12 protein-coding genes are annotated in these 15,306 nt (G+C 70.8%); 1 reads left to right on the plus strand and 11 read right to left on the minus strand.

Translation table 11 applies throughout. From position 1 onward, the window contains the following. From pgi to uvrC, 11 genes are all read right to left on the minus strand, one after another. Window positions 1-1,096: glucose-6-phosphate isomerase (gene pgi, locus IE258_RS29775; protein ID WP_189748664.1), on the minus strand; the 1,096-nt coding region annotated here is incomplete at its 3' end. A gap of 117 nt (window positions 1,097-1,213) precedes the next feature. Further along, window positions 1,214-1,549 (minus strand): RNA polymerase-binding protein RbpA, encoded by a 336-nt coding sequence (locus IE258_RS29780; protein ID WP_003976875.1) that lies wholly within the window; start codon window positions 1,547-1,549, stop codon window positions 1,214-1,216. A gap of 213 nt (window positions 1,550-1,762) precedes the next feature. Beyond that, window positions 1,763-1,999, minus strand: coding sequence for a preprotein translocase subunit SecG (secG, locus tag IE258_RS29785; RefSeq protein ID WP_016325957.1), 237 nt, complete (start codon window positions 1,997-1,999; stop codon window positions 1,763-1,765). Window positions 2,000-2,144: 145 nt separating this feature from the next. Next, complete coding sequence (tpiA, locus tag IE258_RS29790) at window positions 2,145-2,921, minus strand: triose-phosphate isomerase (RefSeq protein ID WP_003976873.1); 777 nt, start codon at window positions 2,919-2,921, stop codon at window positions 2,145-2,147. A gap of 5 nt (window positions 2,922-2,926) precedes the next feature. Further along, a complete protein-coding gene (locus tag IE258_RS29795) occupies window positions 2,927-4,138 on the minus strand; it encodes a phosphoglycerate kinase (protein ID WP_189748668.1) in 1,212 nt (403 codons plus the stop codon). Between the two features lie 134 nt (window positions 4,139-4,272). Next, the gene (gene gap, locus IE258_RS29800) at window positions 4,273-5,283 is read right to left on the minus strand and encodes a type I glyceraldehyde-3-phosphate dehydrogenase (protein ID WP_102932174.1); all 1,011 of its coding nucleotides are present in this window, start codon (window positions 5,281-5,283) and stop codon (window positions 4,273-4,275) included. Window positions 5,284-5,510: 227 nt separating this feature from the next. Further along, complete coding sequence (locus tag IE258_RS29805; protein ID WP_189748680.1) at window positions 5,511-8,483, minus strand: M14 family metallopeptidase; 2,973 nt, start codon at window positions 8,481-8,483, stop codon at window positions 5,511-5,513. A 207-nt stretch (window positions 8,484-8,690) separates the two neighbouring features. Further along, complete coding sequence (gene whiA, locus IE258_RS29810) at window positions 8,691-9,683, minus strand: DNA-binding protein WhiA (protein ID WP_003976869.1); 993 nt, start codon at window positions 9,681-9,683, stop codon at window positions 8,691-8,693. Beyond that, window positions 9,674-10,765 carry a gluconeogenesis factor YvcK family protein gene (locus IE258_RS29815; RefSeq protein WP_115741545.1) on the minus strand — a complete coding sequence of 364 codons (1,092 nt, stop codon included), beginning with the start codon at window positions 10,763-10,765 and terminating at the stop codon, window positions 9,674-9,676. Before IE258_RS29815 ends, whiA begins: the two co-directional genes overlap by 10 nt. Before the next feature lie 7 nt (window positions 10,766-10,772). Continuing rightward, complete coding sequence (gene rapZ, locus IE258_RS29820) at window positions 10,773-11,816, minus strand: RNase adapter RapZ (RefSeq protein WP_189748683.1); 1,044 nt, start codon at window positions 11,814-11,816, stop codon at window positions 10,773-10,775. Further along, entirely contained in the window at window positions 11,813-13,984 is a 2,172-nt protein-coding gene (gene uvrC, locus IE258_RS29825) for an excinuclease ABC subunit UvrC (protein ID WP_189748686.1), read from the minus strand. Before uvrC ends, rapZ begins: the two co-directional genes overlap by 4 nt. A 351-nt stretch (window positions 13,985-14,335) precedes the next feature. Between uvrC and IE258_RS29830 the strand changes: the two genes are divergently transcribed. Continuing rightward, window positions 14,336-15,286, plus strand: a complete 951-nt coding sequence (locus IE258_RS29830; protein ID WP_189748689.1) for a hypothetical protein — start codon at window positions 14,336-14,338, stop codon at window positions 15,284-15,286. Window positions 15,287-15,306 lie beyond the last annotated feature (20 nt).

Here is a 15,306-nt window from a genome sequence, read left to right on the forward strand (position 1 = left end):
CCACGGACTTGCCGTTGGACTCCATGTCCAGCTGCTGGAGGTACGCGGTGAACTTCGACAGGTAGTGCGAGTACGGCAGCACCGCATGCGACTGCGCACCCAGGAAGCTGCCGTACCAGACGCCCAACAGCCCCATCAGCAGCGGCACGTTGGAATCGGCGGGGGCGGTGCGGAAGTGCTCGTCGACCAGGTGGAAGCCGTCGAGCATCTCCCGGAACCGGTCCGGGCCGATGGCGATCATCAGCGACAGCCCGATGGCCGAGTCGAAGGAGTACCGGCCGCCGACCCAGTCCCAGAACTCGAACATGTTGGCCGTGTCGATGCCGAAGCCGGAGACCTTCCCGGCGTTCGTCGACAGCGCCACGAAGTGCTTCGCGACCGCCTTCTCGTCACCCCCGAGGCCGCCCAGCAGCCAGGAGCGGGCCGAGGTGGCGTTCGTGATCGTCTCGATGGTGGTGAAGGTCTTGGAGGCGATGATGAACAGCGTCTCCGCCGGGTCCAGGTCCCGCACCGCCTCGTGCAGGTCGGCGCCGTCCACGTTGGACACGAAGCGGAGGGTGAGCGAGCGGTCGGTGAAGGCCCGCAGCGCCTCGTAGGCCATGGCCGGACCGAGGTCGGAGCCGCCGATGCCGATGTTGACGACGTTCCTGATGCGCCGGCCGGTGTGGCCGGTCCACTCGCCGGAGCGGACCCGGTCGGCGAAGCCGGCCATCTTGTCCAGCACGGCGTGCACCTTGGAGACGACGTTCTCGCCGTCGACCTCGATCACCGCGTCCCGCGGCGCCCGCAGCGCGGTGTGCAGGACCGCCCGGTCCTCGGTGATGTTGATGCGCTCACCGCGGAACATGGCGTCGCGCAGCCCGAACACGTCGGTGGCGGTGGCCAGTTCCTGGAGCAGGGCCAGCGTCTCGTCGGTGACCAGGTGCTTCGAGTAGTCGACGTGCAGGTCGCCCACACGGAGCGTCCAGCCGGTGCCGCGCTCCGGGGCCGCGGCGAACAGCTCGCGCAACCGCACCTCGCCGAGCTGCTCGCGGTGCTTGGCCAGCGCGGCCCATTCGGGCGTCTGGTGGAGCCTGGTACGGCCGTCTGCGTTCATGTCGGACGTCAGCCTTCTTCCTTGGGTGTCCCAGCTGTCCCGGCTGTACAGCTGTTCCAACCTAAGTGATCAGGAGTGAAGGCTACCGACGGAGACGGAAACCGACGGTGTACGGAGCTAGATCTCGCCGCGCAGTTTGGCGAGTGCCTCGGCGAGGATCGCCTCGCCGTCCGCATCGCTGCGGCGCTCGCGCACGTACGCGAGGTGGGTCTTGTAGGGCTCGGTACGCGGCGGGTCCGGAGGATTGTCCCGGTCCTGTCCGGCGGGGAAGCCGCAGCGCGGGCAGTCCCAGGTCTCCGGGACCTGGGCGTCGCTCGCGAAGCTCGGCTGTGTCTCGTGTCCGTTGGAGCACCAGAAGGAGATGCGCAGACGCGGCGCGGACTCGCCGCGCTCGGCCTCGCCCATCGGCCCCGCCCCGACCCGGCTTCCCCGGATCGCGTTGCCACTTGCCACGGTCGTAACTCCCTGCGTGATGGTGCCGCAAAGCGAGTCGGCGTTTCGCTTCGCTGCGAGCGCCTCAGTCTACGTAAGGCCCAACGCGCGTCCAGTATTTGGAGTTACAAGCTCCGCTGCACAGACGCAAGCCCCATGATAGGCGGCGCGCCGAGGCGCGTACCGGACATGGGGCTTTACGTGCACAAGTGTGTGACGGGGTGACGGGACCCCTCAGTTGTTGGCCTTCATGAGCAGGCCGAGCACCATGATGCAGGCGAACCAGGCCAGACCGACCACGACGGTGATCCGGTCGAGGTTGCGCTCGGCGACCGAGGAGCCGCCGACGGACGACTGCATGCCGCCACCGAACATGTCGGAGAGGCCGCCGCCCTTCCCCTTGTGCATCAGCACCAGCAGCATCAGCAGCAGGCTGAAGACGATCAGGGCGATCGAGAACCCCAAAACCACGGCTGGACCAACTTCCTCGGATTCGGATGAACGACGGTGAACGACGGGGGCACGGTGACAGCAGGCCACCATGCCCCCGCAAGGGTACGACGTATCGCCGCTAGCGCATACTCACTGGTCGATCTGCCTCTCGACCGGGCGCCGGCTACTGGTCGCGGAAGCGGACGATCTTGACGAACTCGTCCGAGTCCAGCGAGGCGCCGCCGACCAGGGCGCCGTCGATGTCGGGCTTCGCCATGATCTCGGCGACGTTGCCGGACTTGACGGAGCCGCCGTACTGGATGCGGACCTTGTCGGCCAGCTCCTGGGAGTACAGCTCGGCGAGCTTGCCGCGGATCGCCGCGCAGACCTCCTGGGCGTCGTCGGCGCCGCAGACCTTGCCGGTGCCGATGGCCCACACGGGCTCGTAGGCGATCACGACGGACTCGGCCTGCTCCGCCGCGAGGTCCTTCAGACCGCCCTCGACCTGGGCGAGGGTGTGCTCGACGTGGTTGCCCGCCTCGCGGACGTCCAGCTCCTCGCCGACGCACAGGATCGGGGTCAGGCCGTGCTTGTAGGCGGCCTTGACCTTGGCGTTCACGATCTCGTCGGTCTCGGCGTGGTACTGCCGGCGCTCGGAGTGGCCGACGGCCACGTACGTGCACTTCAGCTTGGCCAGCATGGGGCCCGAGATCTCGCCGGTGTAGGCGCCGCCGTCGTGCGCGGAGATGTCCTGGGCACCGTACTTGATCTTGAGCTTGTCCCCGTCGACCAGGGTCTGCACGGAGCGCAGGTCGGTGAAGGGGGCGAGGACGGCGACCTCGACGGCGTCGTAGTCCTTGTCCGCGAGGGCGAAGGCGAGCTTCTGGACGTGGGCGATGGCCTCCAGGTGGTTGAGGTTCATCTTCCAGTTGCCCGCCATCAGCGGCGTGCGGGTGGTCATCGGGGTCAGTCCTCCAGTGCGGCGAGGCCGGGGAGCGTCTTGCCCTCGAGGTATTCGAGGGAGGCGCCGCCGCCGGTCGAGATGTGGCCGAATGCGTTCTCGTCGAAGCCGAGCGTGCGCACGGCCGCGGCGGAGTCGCCGCCGCCGACCACGGTGAAGCCCGGGGCGTCGACGAGGGCCTGGGCGACCGCTTTGGTGCCCTCGGCGTAGTCGGGGTGCTCGAAGACGCCCATGGGACCGTTCCAGAAGACGGTGCCGGCGTCGGCGAGCTTCGATGCGTACAGCTTGCGGGTCTCGGGACCGATGTCCAGACCCTCCTGGTCGGCCGGGATGGCGTCCGCGGCGACGGTGGTGGGGTTGGCCGGGGCCTTCGTCTTGAGGTCGGGGAACTCGGGAGCGACCAGGACGTCGACGGGCAGCACCAGCTCGACGCCGTTCTTCTCGGCGCGCTCGATGTACTCCTGGACCGCCGGGATCTGGTCCTCCTGGAGCAGCGAGATGCCGACCTCGTACCCCTTGGCCTTGAGGAAGGTGTACGCCATGCCGCCGCCGATGAGGAGCCGGTCGGCCTTGCCGAGCAGCTGGTCGATGACGGCGAGCTTGTCGGAGACCTTGGCGCCGCCGAGCGCGACGACGTAGGGGCGCTTCACGTCGTCGGTGAGCTTCTTGAGGACGCCGACCTCGGTGGCGATGAGGTACCCGGCGTAGTGCGGGAGCCGCTTCGGCAGGTCGAAGACGGACGCGTGCTTCCGGTGCACCGCGCCGAAGCCGTCACCGACGTAGACGTCCGCGAGGCCGGCCAGCCTGTCGGCGAAGGCGGCGCGCTCGGCGTCGTCCTTGCTGGTCTCGCCGGCGTTGAAGCGCAGGTTCTCGATGACGGCGACGCCGCCGTCGGCGAGGCCGGCGACGGCGGCCTCGGCGGAGGTGCCGACCGTGTCCTCGGCGAAGGCGACGTCGGCGCCGAGCAGCTCACCGAGGCGGGCGGCGGCCGGGGCGAGGGAGAAGGCGGGGTCCGGGGCGCCCTTGGGGCGGCCCAGGTGCGAGGCGACGATCACGCGGGCGCCCGCGTCGGCCAGCGCCTTGACGGTGGGCACTACCGCGCGGATGCGGCCGTCGTCGGTGATGGTGGTGCCGTCCAGCGGGACGTTCAGGTCGGCGCGGACGAAGACGCGCTTGCCCGCGACGCCTTCGGAGAGCAGTTCGTCGATCGTCTTCAAGAGGGCTCCTGGGTTCTCGGATCGCTCGTGATCCTACGAGGGCTGGTGGCGGCGGACGCGACGCAGGGCCCGGGCAGCGCGACCTTGCGCTGTCCGAGCCCTGCTACCGCATCGAGGTGCCTTGCTGAAGTCGATCAGAGCTGGTTGCCGACGAAGACCGTGAGGTCGACGAGGCGGTTCGAGTAGCCCCACTCGTTGTCGTACCAGCCGAGGATCTTCACCGACTTGCCCTCCTGGACCATGGTCAGGGAGGAGTCGAAGGTGCAGGACGCCGGGTCGCCGACGATGTCCGAGGAGACGATCGCGTCCTCGGTGTAGAACAGGATGCCCTTGAGGTCGCCGTCGTCGGCGGCCTTCTTGAACGCGGCGTTGACCTCGTCCTTGGTGACCTCGCGCTGGAGCTCCACGACCAGGTCGGTGGCCGAGCCGGTCGGGACCGGGACGCGCATCGCGATGCCGTCGAGCTTGCCCTTGAGCTGCGGCAGGACCAGCGCGGTGGCCTTGGCGGCACCGGTGGTGGTCGGGATGATGTTCTCCGCGGCGGCACGGGCGCGGCGCAGGTCCTTGTGCGGGAAGTCCAGGATGCGCTGGTCGTTCGTGTACGCGTGGACGGTCGTCATCAGGCCCTTGACGATGCCGAAGTTCTCGTCGAGGACCTTGGCCATCGGCGCCACACAGTTGGTGGTGCAGGAGGCGTTGGAGATGACGTGGTGGTTCGCCGGGTCGTACTTGTCCTGGTTGACGCCCATCACGATGGTGATGTCCTCGTCCTTGGCCGGGGCCGAGATGAGGACCTTCTTCGCGCCACCGGCGATGTGCTTCTCGGCGTCCGCCTTCTTCGTGAAGATGCCGGTCGACTCGATCACGATGTCGACGCCCAGCTCGCCCCAGGGGATCTCGGCCGGGTTGCGCTCGGACAGGACCTTGATGGTCTTGCCGTCGACGGTGATGGTGTCCTCGGTGTGCGAGACCTCCGCCTTGAGGCGGCCGAGGATGGTGTCGTACTTCAGCAGGTGGGCGGTGGTCGCGGTGTCACCCAGGTCGTTGACAGCCACGATCTCGATGTCCGCACCCTGCTCCAGCAGCGCGCGGAAGTAGTTACGACCGATGCGGCCAAAGCCGTTGATGCCTACGCGGATCGTCACGAACCGATCTCCTCGTTGGTACGCCGGCCCGATGTGCCGGCGAGCTGTATTTGGGATGTCCCCGACCACCTCCGACCCTACCTCCCTACGGCGTCGGGGGTGACATCGAGACGCCCCATACCCGGCAGGGCGGTCCGTACCCGCCAGTAGGGGTACGGACCGCCCTGGGCTACGGGGACCGATCACCCGATTTGGTTACACCGGGTCAGTCCCCCGCACACCGGGATTCACTCGTCCAGGGCACGCAGCGCCTGCCGGACCAGTGCCGCGCGGGCGGCCGGTTCGGCGAGGTGCTCCAGGCCGAAGCCGAGCAGCACGGTGTCGTCCGTGGTGACGGCGCCGTAGGTCTGGAACAGGGTTCCGGTGCGGGTCCAGTCCTTCAGGACGGCCGGGCTGCCCGCCGGGGGCCCGGAGACCTGCCAGGCGCCCAGCGAGGTCTCGAAGCCCTCGGTCTGCGTCGCCGTGCCCCCGACGACCAGGGATGCCTCGTCGGCGAGGACGCCGCGGCCGCCGCTGCCGGGGTCGGTGACGTAGGCGATCGACAGCTCCACGGACTTCCCGGCGTAGGCGCTCAGGTCGAACTCGACCTGCTTCCAGCCGCCGGAGGAGCCGGTGAGGCTGTTCCACTGGCCGGTGGTGCCGGTCGCGGTGCAGCCCTCGTCGGAGAGGGTCAGGTAGTGCCCGAGCCAGGGGTGCTCGCCCATGTAGAACCCGGCCGCGCACTCGGCGGGTACGGCGGTGCCGGTGGCGCCGTTCGCCTCGGGCAGGGTGGTCCAGTCGTCGGCGCCGGTGGTGTGCGCCTCGACCAGGGCGTGGTCGTAGCCGCGCTCGGTGTCCCACAGCAGCTGGGTGCGGAGCGTGGGGCGCTCGGAGGCGGTGACTCCGGTGAGGTCGACGGTGCGGGTGAGGCGCTTGTAGGCGTCGTCGGTGTGGACGGCGGCGGCCATCCACTCCCCCGCGTAGGGACCGTACGGGTTGACCGTCCCGGCGAACTTCCCGGCGCCCTCGCTCGCGAACTGCGGGTAGGTGCCGGGGTCCAGCTCGTCGGAGGTCACGCTGTAGGTTCCGGCGGCGTCCAGCGGGTTGCCGGGGGCGTCGCCGAGGGTGCCGTCGGCCTTGTCGAGCTTGCCGGAGCCGGTGAACCCGGTGGCGCCGGAGGTGGCGGTGCGGGTGTAGGCGCCCAGGTAGTACTGGCTGAAGTCGTCGGAGAGGGTGCCGCCGCCGAGGTCGACGTCGCCGCCCGCCTGCTCGCCGGCCTCGATCAGCTTGCCGCCCTCGTTGAGGAAGGCCCGCAGCTGGAGCTGAGTGGCGTTGCCGGGCACCGCGGCGCCCGTGTAGTGGACGACCGTGTCGAAGTGGCCGAGGACGCCGAGCGCGTCGGGGGCGCCCTGCGTGGCGACGTCCCAGACGGCGGCGCGTTGGCCGTTGGCCTTGAGCGCGTCCAGGTACGTCTGTGTCTGCGTGGCCTTCGCGCCCTCCTCGGCGACGACGAGGACGTCGGCGCGGGGCCGCTCGGCGACCGTGTAGGTGAAGTGCTCGCTCTCGGTGCGCTTGCCGTGCCGGTCGTGGCTGCCTCGCGGCTTTTCTCCGGTGAACCAGACCTCGACGCGGTCGCCGGGGTCGGCGCCCCTGACCTTGGCCCGGTACTCGTCGAAGTAGAGGTTGTCCTCGCCGCCGTACGTCTCGCCGCCCCGCCAGGGCCGCAGCGCCGTGTCGTGGGTGCGTCCGCCGTTGACGCGGTACTTCAGCTCCTTGTCGCGCACGGACTTGCGGACGACGACGGAGACCTCCTGGTCGGCGCCGCGCGCGTAGGAGGTGGTGAAGGGGGCCGGGGTGAAGTCGGCTGCGTCCAGGCCGACCGAGGAGGACGGCCGGTCGGGGTGGGCGGCGGTCTCGGCGACGGAGAGCGCGAACGGGACGTTCTTGGCGAACTCCTGCTGGATCAGCTTCTCGTCGTCGGGGAAGTTGAACCCGGACTGGCAGTCGCGCGCGTTCCACTGGTCGTCGGGGTCCACGTCGGAGGCCGTCTTGCAGGTCGACATCTCCGGGGTGAACATCGCCATGCCGTTGACGTTGGCCGCGTGCCCGTCGGCCTCGCCGTTGGTGGTGTACAGCTCCGAGGAGACCTGCGGGTGGTAGCCGGGGATCGCCGAGTTGTCGGGGGTGCCGGCCAGCGCCTTGTAGAGGACGTCGTCCGGGGTGTTGGTGGCCACCTGCCAGCCGACGCCGTAGAGGAGGAGTTCGGCCGCGGAGTGGTAGTTGATGCCGTACGTGAAGCCGATGCGCTTCTGGAAGGCGTCCAGCGCCTTGGTCTCGGGCTCGGAGCCGGGGCTCGCGCCGCGGTAGGTCTCGCTGGTGGGGTTGGGGGACGAGCCCTCGTCGTCGTAACCCCACTTGTAGGCGAAGTTCCGGTTGAGGTCGACGCCGTCGCCGGTGCTGATGGTGCCGTCGCCGTTGACGTCGCGCAGGTTCTTGCGCCAGAGGCGGTTGTCGGTGCTCTCGAAGGTGTAGTCGTAGCCGTCGGGGTTGGCCGACAGGACGAACCACAGCTCGGTGGAGTCGACGATCTCCCTGATCCGCCGGTCCTTCTTGTAGTTGTCCAGGTAGTGGTGCATCAGCCGCCGGGTCATCTCCGGGGTGATCCACTCGCGCGCGTGCTGGTTGGACATGTAGAGGACGGAGGGCTTGGAGCCGTCCTTGGACTTCTTCGCGTGCTTGGTGAGCTTGAGCGCCAGGATGTCCTGGCCGTTGACCGTCTTGCCGATGGAGACGACCTTGGTGAGGCCGGGGTTCTCCTGGGCGGTCCGCAGAATCTCCTCGCGCAGGCCGCCGCTGCCGCTGTACGGGCGGAAGACGCCGTCGGCGGCGCTCTCGACGCGCTTCTCGGCCTGGGTGGACAGGGTGTGCTCGGTGAGGTCGACGCCCTGTTCCTCCAGCGTGCCGGCCTGCTTCTCGGTGAGGTACAGCTCGACGGCGGCGGTCCCCCGGTCGGGTACCTGCTCGCCGAGTTCGTGGCCGTCCTGGCCGGTCGCCAGTAGCAGGGGTACCTGCTCCTTGGTGACGTCGGCGCGGAAGACCTTCACTTCGTTCGCGTCCGGGGTTCCCGGGTCCGCGGGTTGTGCCTGGGCGATGGGCGCGAAGCTCGCTCCGCCGATCAGGAGCGCGCCGACAGCGAGGATCGATCTCGCTCTTCGTCTCATGAACCCCCCTAGATGGGGCCTGTCCGACAGGCCTGCGTCCGCCACAGCGGCGAACAGATGCCAGGCTCATGACAGCTCATGATCGAGTCAAGAGTGCGGCAAGGACACGCGAAAGCCGGTGCCGGTCACCCAAGTGGGCGCCGGCACCGGCACGTTGTCCTCGTTCCGCGCGGCCGGCCCGGAGGCACGGCGTACGGAGGCGTCCGGTCAGCCGACGAGGTTGTCGGCCAGCTCCTCCTCACCGAGGTTGGCGTCCGTACCGGCGATGCCGAGGTCCGAGGCCCGCTTGTCGGCCATGGCCAGCAGGCGGCGGATGCGGCCCGCGACGGCGTCCTTGGTCAGCGGCGGGTCGGCGAGGGCGCCCAGCTCCTCCAGGGACGCCTGCTTGTGCTCCATGCGCAGGCGCCCCGCCGCGGCGAGGTGCTCGGGCACGTCGTCGGCGAGGATCTCCAGGGCCCGCTGCACCCGGGCACCGGCAGCGACGGCCGCGCGGGCGGAGCGGCGCAGGTTGGCGTCGTCGAAGTTGGCGAGCCGGTTGGCGGTGGCGCGGACCTCGCGCCGCAGCCTGCGCTCCTCCCAGGCCAGCACCGAGTCGTGGGCGCCGAGCCGGGTGAGCAGGGCGCCGATCGCGTCGCCGTCGCGGACCACGACCCGGTCCACGCCGCGCACCTCGCGGGCCTTGGCCGGGATCGACAGCCGACGGGCGGCGCCGACCAGGGCGAGCGCCGCCTCGGGTCCCGGGCAGGTCACCTCCAGGGAGGAGGAGCGGCCGGGCTCGGTGAGCGAGCCGTGCGCCAGGAAGGCCCCGCGCCAGGCGGCCTCGGCGTCGCAGGTGGCCCCCGAGACCACCTGCGGCGGCAGGCCCCGGATCGGGCGGCCCCGGCCGTCCACCAGGCCGGTCTGCCGGGCCAGCTGGTCACCGCCCGCGACCACCCGGACCACGAAACGCGAACCGCGGCGCAGCCCGCCCGGCGCCATCACGATCAGCTCCGAGCTGTGCCCGAAGATCTCCAGGATGTCCCGCTTGAGCCGACGGGCCGCGTTCCCGGTGTCCAGCTCCGCCTCGATCACGATGCGTCCGCTCACCAGGTGGAGGCCGCCGGCGAACCGCAGGACGGCGGAGACCTCCGCCTTTCTGCAGCAGGTCCGGGTGACGGGGAGCTGGGAGATCTCGCTCTTCACCGCTGCCGTCATCGCCATGGGCCGATCCTTCCATGCATCCGAAAAATACGGTCGTACGCGGCGGCCAGCAGCTCCGGGTCGTGCCTCGGGGTCCCGTCGGTCCGGGCGACCGGAGCCAGCTCGACCGCGGCGCCGAACCGTTTCGCGGCGTCGGTGAGCGAGTCACGGTCGGGCACGGCGGCCTCGTCGGCCAGCACCACGTCCAGGGCGAGTTTAGGGGCGTGTCGTCCCAAAACCTCCAAATGACGCTGCGGGGAGAAGCCCTCAGTTTCTCCGGGCTGGGGGGCGAGGTTCAGCGAGAGCACCCGGCGCGCCTTCGTCTCGACCAGCGCGTCCAGCAGATCAGGCACGAGCAGGTGCGGGATGACCGAGGAGAACCAGGAACCGGGACCGAGCACCACCCAGTCGGCGTCCAGGACGGCGTCGACCGCCTCGGGGACGGCGGGCGGGTCGCTGGGCACCAGGTGCACGGACTGCACCTCGCCGGGCGTGAGAGCCACGGTCGCCTGCCCCCGTACGGTGTCCACCTCGTCGGGCCGCTCCGGGTCGTGGCCCCTGACCAGGGCCTGGAGCTCCAGCGGCACGGCGGACATGGGCAGCACCCGGCCGTGCGCGCCGAGCAGCTTGCCCACCAGGTCCAGCGCCTGGACGTGGTCGCCGAGCTGCTCCCACAGGGCCACGATCAGCAGATTGCCGACCGCGTGTTCGTGCAGGTCGCCTTGGGACTGGAAGCGGTGCTGGATGACGCGGGCCCAGGTCTGGCCCCAGTCGTCGTCGCCGCACAGCGCGGCCAGCGCCTTGCGCAGGTCGCCGGGCGGCAGGACGCCCAGCTCGTCGCGCAGGCGCCCGCTGGAGCCTCCGTCGTCGGCGACGGTGACGACGGCGGTGAGGTCGCCGGTGATCCGGCGCAGTGCGGCGAGCGAGGCGGACAGGCCCATGCCGCCGCCGAGGGCGACGACCTTGGGCTGGGCGCCCCGGCGGCGCGGCTTGCCGCCGCGCGCCTGTTCGGGCCGGGCGGCGCGGGCGTCGGCGGGTCTGCCGCCGCGTCCCTCGGGCACCACCCGGCGCAGCCGGCTCAGCCGCGGAGTGCGTCCTGTCATTCCCCTGTCATTCCCGTCCCATGTCCCGGTGGACGACCACCGTCTCCACGCCCTCGGCGGCGAGCCGGGCGGCGAGCTTCTCCGACATGGCCACGGACCGGTGCTTGCCGCCGGTGCAGCCGACGGCGACGGTCACATAGCGCTTGCCCTCCCGACGGTAGCCCGCGGCGATCAGCTGGAGCAGCTCGGCATAGCGGTCGAGGAACTCCTTGGCCCCGGGCTGGTTGAGGACGTAGCTCGACACCTCCTCGTTGAGGCCGGTGAAGGGGCGCAGCTCCGGGACCCAGTGCGGGTTGGGCAGGAAGCGCATGTCGACGACGAGGTCGGCGTCGACCGGGAGGCCGTACTTGAAGCCGAAGGACATCACCGTGGCCCGCAGCTCGGGCTCCTGGTCGCCGGCGAACTGGGCGTCCATCTTGGCGCGCAGCTCGTGCACGTTGAGGCTGGAGGTGTCGATCACCAGGTCCGCGTCGCCCCGCAGCTCGCGCAGGAGCGCGCGCTCGGCGGCGATGCCGTCGACGATCCGGCCGTCGCCCTGGAGGGGGTGCGGGCGGCGCACCGACTCGAAGCGGCGCACCAGGGCGTCGTCGGAGGACTCGAGGAAGACGATGCGGCGGGTGACGCCGCGGGCGTCGAGGTCCGCGAGGGACTCGCGCAGATTGTCGAAGAAGCGCCGGCCGCGGACGTCGACGACCACCGCGATGCGGGCCACGTTGCCCTGGGAGCGGGCGCCGAGCTCGACCATGGTGGGGATCAGCGCGGGCGGCAGGTTGTCGACGACGAACCAGCCGAGGTCCTCCAGACACTTGGCGGCCGTCGAGCGGCCGGCCCCGGACATGCCGGAGATGATCACCAGCTCGGGGATGGCCGCCTCGTGCGCCCCGGCCGTTTCCTTGCCCGTACTCACCTGTGCTCCGTCGTCGCGGGTCTGTTCCCGTTCGGCTGCGCCCCGGGGCTTTTCCTGTCCCGTCGGGGGCTGCGCCTGTTCTCGCCCGGCTGCGGGCCGTGCCTGTTCTCGTTCCGCTGCGGGCCGTGCCTCGTGCTCGGTCATCTCTCCTGCCCCCGTCGTTCGTCCGGGGTGCCCGCGGACACGGGCTCCCCCGGGGCATCCGCCGTCGTCTCGGGTGCCCCGTCGTCGTCATCCATGATCTCTCCGGTCGCCGTGTTCACGGCGGGCGCGGCCGGGGTGGCCCCGGCGAGGGCCACGGCGACGGTCTCGGCCGTCTTGCGGCCTATGCCGGGCACCTCGCAGATCTGGTCGATCGTCGCCGACCGCAGCTTCTTCACCGAACCGAAGTGCTTGATCAGCGCCTGTTTCCGGGTCTCCCCCAGGCCGGGCACGTCGTCCAGCGGACTGGAGCGGAAGCGCTTGGCGCGCTTGGCGCGCTGGTAGGTGATCGCGAAGCGGTGGGCCTCGTCGCGGACCCGCTGCAGCAGGTAGAGGCCCTCGCTGGTGCGGGGCAGGACGACCGGGTCGTCCTCGCGGGGCAGCCAGACCTCCTCCAGGCGCTTGGCGAGCCCGCACACCGCGATGTCGTCGATGCCCAGGTCGTCCAGCGCCCGCTGGGCGGCGGCGACCTGGGGCTGCCCGCCGTCGACGACGACGAGCTGGGGCGGGTACGCGAAGCGCTTGGGCCGGCCGTCGTCGTCCTTGAGCGCCGGGCCGTCCGTGAGCGCGGGCTCGTCCGCGAGTGCGGGCCCGTGCGTGGGCGCCGCGCCGTTCTCCGTGGGCGCCGCACCGTTCTCCGTGGCGTCCGCGCCGGTCGTGGGCCGGTCGCCGTCGGTCAGGTCCTCGCCGTCCGCCCACTCGCCGGTCTTCTCCTTCTCGGCGAGATAGCGGCGGAAGCGGCGGGTGATGACCTCGTGCATGGAACGGACGTCGTCCTGTCCCTCGAAGCCCTTGATCTGGAACCGCCGGTATTCGCTCTTCCGGGCCAGTCCGTCCTCGAAGACGACCATGGAGGCCACGACGTCGTCGCCCTGGAGGTGCGAGATGTCGTAGCACTCGATCCGCAGCGGGGCACTGTCCAGGTCGAGGGCCTCGGCGATCTCCTCCAGCGCGCGCGAGCGCGTCGTCAGGTCGGAGGCGCGCTTGGTCTTGTGCAGGACGAGGGCCTGCTGGGCGTTGCGCTGGACGGTCTCCATCAGCGCCTTCTTGTCGCCGCGCTGCGGGATGCGCAGCGACACGCCCGATCCGCGGCGCTCGGTCAGCCACTGCTGGACGGGCTCCACCGGGTCGGGCAGGGCGGGAACCAGGACCTCCTTGGGCACGGCGTCCCCGCTCTCCTCGCCGTACAACTGCTGGAGGGCGTGCTCGACGAGGGCGCCGGTGGTGATCTCCTCCACCTTGTCGGTGACCCAGCCGCGCTGGCCCCGCACACGGCCGCCGCGCACGTGGAAGATCTGGACGGCCGCCTCCAGCTCGTCCTCGGCGACGGCGATCAGGTCGGCGTCGGTGGCGTCGGCGAGCACGACCGCGCTCTTCTCCATGGCCTTCTTGAGCGCCCCGATGTCGTCCCGCAGGCGGGCCGCCCGCTCGTACTCCATCTCCTCGGCCGCCTCGGCCATCTGCCGCTCCAGGCGGCGCAGGTAGGTACCGGTGCGGCCGGCCATGAAGTCGCAGAACTCGTCGGCCAGGTCCCAGTGGTCGTCGGGCGTGATGCGGCCGACGCAGGGCGCCGAGCACTTGCCGATGTAGCCGAGCAGGCAGGGGCGGCCGGTGCGGGCGGCGTTCTTGAAGACGCCCGCGGAGCAGGTGCGCACCGGGAAGACGCGCAGCAGGAGGTCGACCGTGTCGCGGATCGCCCAGGCGTGCCCGTACGGCCCGAAGTAGCGCACGCCCTTCTTCTTCTGGCCGCGCATCACCTGGACGCGGGGGAATTCCTCGTTCATCGTCACCGCGAGGTACGGGTAGCTCTTGTCGTCGCGGTACTTGACGTTGAACCGGGGGTCGTACTCCTTGATCCAGGAGTACTCCAGCTGCAGCGCCTCGACCTCCGTGGACACCACCGTCCATTCCACGGACGCGGCGGTCGTGACCATGGTGCGGGTGCGCGGGTGCAGGTTCGCCAGGTCCTGGAAGTAGTTCGCCAGGCGCTGGCGCAGGCTCTTCGCCTTTCCGACGTAGATCACCCGGCGGTGCTCGTCACGGAACCTGTACACCCCCGGGGAGTCCGGGATCTCTCCCGGCCTGGGGCGGTAGCTGGAGGGGTCGGCCATGACTCACACCCTACTGGCGCGGGCCGACACTTCGACGGGGCTGTGGACGACGGGCCGGGCCTCTGCGGACAGCGGGCGGGGAAGGCCGGGGGACGACGGTGCGGGACCGGTCGGTCACGCCGGGTGGGCCCTTGTGCCGGGGCCCGTGCGTTCTCGGCCAGGAGCGCACGGCGGTCGGGCGCCAAGTGTTGTCCGGACTAGGTCAACACGCTTCAATGCGGAGGGACTCGGGGCCCTGAAGCGCGGCGTACGGATGTGAAGACCTCTGCGCCGCGACGGGGGCGGGTGGCCCCGGCCGATCCGTGTCGACGGTCTGACCAGCCGTCGTGAACTTCACAGAAGGGCCCCTGCATGCCGCACGCCACACAGCACGCGGACGTCGCCACCGCGCAACTCGACTCTGCCCTGCGCGGCGGCCCCTTCCACGTCGCCCTGCGGGCGGCGATCGCCGCCCGCGGACTGCCGCTGCAGCGTGTGCAGCACCATCTGTCGCGGCACGGGGTGAAGGTGGGCGTCACGAGTCTGAGCTACTGGCAGCAGGGCGCCCGGCGTCCGCAGCGTCCGGAGTCCCTGCGGGCCGTGCGTGCCCTGGAGGAGATACTCCAGTTGCCCGAGGAGTCGCTGATACGCCTGCTCTCCGAGGCCGACGCGGAGACCTCGGAGCGACCGCCCGCGGGGCGCTCCTACCGCGCCCACCTGGCGGCATCGGGCGTCCTGGACGGGCTGCTGGCCGAACTGGGGTACCCGGCGCCGGACGGCGGGGTGCACACCCTCGGGCACCACGAACGGATCCGGATCGGGCCCGGCCGGGAACTGGCCGGGCGCGAGTCGCACCTCATCGTGCGCGCCCACCGCGACGGCGTCGACCGCTTCGTCGCCGTCCACTACGGCGATCCGGGGTGCGTCCCCGCGCGGATGAGCGTCCACGCGCTGGAGAACTGCCGCACGGGACGTGTACGCAGCCACCAGGAGACCGGTGTCCTCGTGACGGAGCTGCTCTTCGACACGCGGCTGCGGGCGGGCGACACCCACCTGTTCCGCTACGGCGTCGAGGACGGCACGGCCGGTGTGTCGCGCGAGTACGTCCGGGGGTTCGGCACGGCGGGCGGGCAGTACGCGCTCCAGGTGCGTTTCGACGCCGCGGCCCTCCCGGTGCGCTGTTATCGGTTCACGCAGCACTCCCCTGCGGCACCGCGCGGCGGGCGGCAGGAGCTGGTGCTCAGCGGGCGGCACCGCTCGGTGCACCTCGTGGAGCCGCGGGTCAGGTCGGGGATGCTGGGGATCGGCTGGGACTGGGAGTAGGGCACCGGCCCGTCGGCCTC

It is taken from the genome of Streptomyces tendae (genome assembly GCF_014650435.1).
Lineage (GTDB): Bacteria > Actinomycetota > Actinomycetes > Streptomycetales > Streptomycetaceae > Streptomyces > Streptomyces tendae.